Here is a 1,891-nt window from a genome sequence, read left to right on the forward strand (position 1 = left end):
AACAGGGCAAGGCCGTAGAGAAGGCCGCGGTCGGCGCCCACCCCGGGCACGCGCCCCTTCATCGTGCCGTAGATCGCGCCGGGTCCGATGCCGATCGCATAGTGGATCGCCATGCCCGCCGCGTGATGCTGCACGGGCGAGAGGCCGGCTCCGGCCATCCTCTCCAGGGTCGTTGCGATAACATGCGCCGGATCCTCCCCGCCGGGCCGGACCCGCTGGGTTCTCCGCCGCGTCTCCGGCTCCTCGCGGCGGTAGTTAAACCAGTCCACCCGGTCCATGACCCACACGCCGGCCGCGCCGGCCAGGGCGCCGAGGGCCATGTCGGCCAGGATGTCACCGTCGCGCCTGTCCACCCGCGTGCCTCCGGTCGTCCAGTGCCCAACAGGCGGGAGCCAAGCTGGTTCCGGCGACCCAGCCTTCGACGGGGCGAGCCTGCCCGCCACCGACAACCGGTTCACGCTCTGCCACGCTCTGGCTGCCGCCGCGTTGGTCCTTCTGGACGACGACAGGACGAGGCCGCGGCATGGGCAAGAACCGGCTCCAGGTGATCTGGGATGCACTGCGGACGAGCCTCTGGCTCGTTCCCGGCCTGATGGTCCTGGCCGGTGCCGGGCTTGCCTGGGCCATGCTGGCGGTGGATGCCGGGCATGGCGGCGAGGACAGGGTGCGGGGCTGGTGGATGAACGCCGGCAGTGGCGAGGATGCGCGCAACCTGCTCTCCTCGCTGCTCACCGGCGTAATCTCGATGGCCGCCATGGCCTTCTCCGCAACGGTCGTCGTGCTGACCCTCGCGGCCAGCCAATACGGGCCGCGGCTGATCCGCGTCTTCCGCTCCGACCTGACGACCCAGGCCACGCTCGGCACCTTCGCCATGTCTATCGTCTATCTCGTCCTCATCCTGCGTGTGGTCCGCGGCGACGCCGAGTTTCAGGACGTGCCGCACGTGGCAATCAGCCTCGGCACGGCGCTCGCACTCGCTTGCGTCCTGGCGTTGCTCGTCTTCATCCAGGAGATGAGTAAGATCGCCGTCGCCAACGAGATCATTGCCCGCGTCGGGCGCGAGTTCGACGAGGCCATCGAACACCTTCCGCCGCTGGAGGAAGACCACAGGCGCGGGGGCGGCGAGGAGGAGGCCTCGCGGGGGGAGACCTGGCAATCGGCTGTCGCGGTCGCCCAGCGCAAGGAAGGCTATGTGCGCTCGATCGATTATGATGCCCTGGTAGCCTGGGCGGAGCGGCACGATGCGGTGCTCCGCCTCAATTTCCGCGCAGGCGATTTCGTCGTCGCCGGTGACCGCCGCATCCTGGCGCTGCCGCCTGGGGCGGCGGAGGCGGCGGAACGCGACGCCATCTGCGAAGCCGCCTTGGTTGGGCGCGAGCGGACGCCGACGCAGGACCTTGAGTTCGCCGTGCGTCACCTTGTTGAGGTGGCAGTGCGGGCCCTCTCGCCCGGCATCAACGACCCCGCGACCGCGATCGCCGTGGTGGACCGGCTGCGCGGCTGCCTGGCACGGCTGTCAGGACGGCAACTGCCGAGCCGGAGCTTGCACGACGCGACGGGTCGGTTGCGCGTGGTACGCCAGACGACGACCTTCGGCGGCGTCCTGGACGCCGCCTTCAACCAGATGCGCCAAGCCGGGGCGGGTCACCCGGCGGTGGTCATCCACCTCATCGAGGCGATCGCCCGCATCGCCGAGCACGCCCGGACAGAGGAGCAATGCGACGCACTGGTGCGCCACGCACGCATGATTGCGGACGCCGGCCATCGCGAGGCGGCCGAGCCACGGGACCGGGAGGACATCGCGCAGAGCCTAAAGATGGCGGAGAGAAAGCTTGACCACGGAGAAGCTGCAGGGCGGGGCAAGGAATCCGCACGCCCGGGTTCCCCCGCG

General features: G+C 70.0%; 2 protein-coding genes. One reads left to right on the forward strand and one right to left on the reverse strand.

All coding sequences use genetic code 11. From position 1 onward, the window contains the following. On the reverse strand, window positions 1–353 hold a 353-nt coding region (locus ACFHPP_RS30905; RefSeq protein ID WP_437167059.1), incomplete at its 3' end, for a hypothetical protein. 170 nt (window positions 354–523) lie between these two features. Here ACFHPP_RS30905 and ACFHPP_RS30910 point away from each other — a divergent pair. Continuing rightward, window positions 524–1,891, forward strand: a 1,368-nt coding sequence (locus ACFHPP_RS30910) for a DUF2254 domain-containing protein (RefSeq protein WP_437167060.1), incomplete at its 3' end; no start/stop codon positions are given.

The sequence above is a fragment of the Falsiroseomonas sp. E2-1-a20 genome (assembly GCF_051433195.1).
GTDB lineage: Bacteria > Pseudomonadota > Alphaproteobacteria > Acetobacterales > Acetobacteraceae > Falsiroseomonas.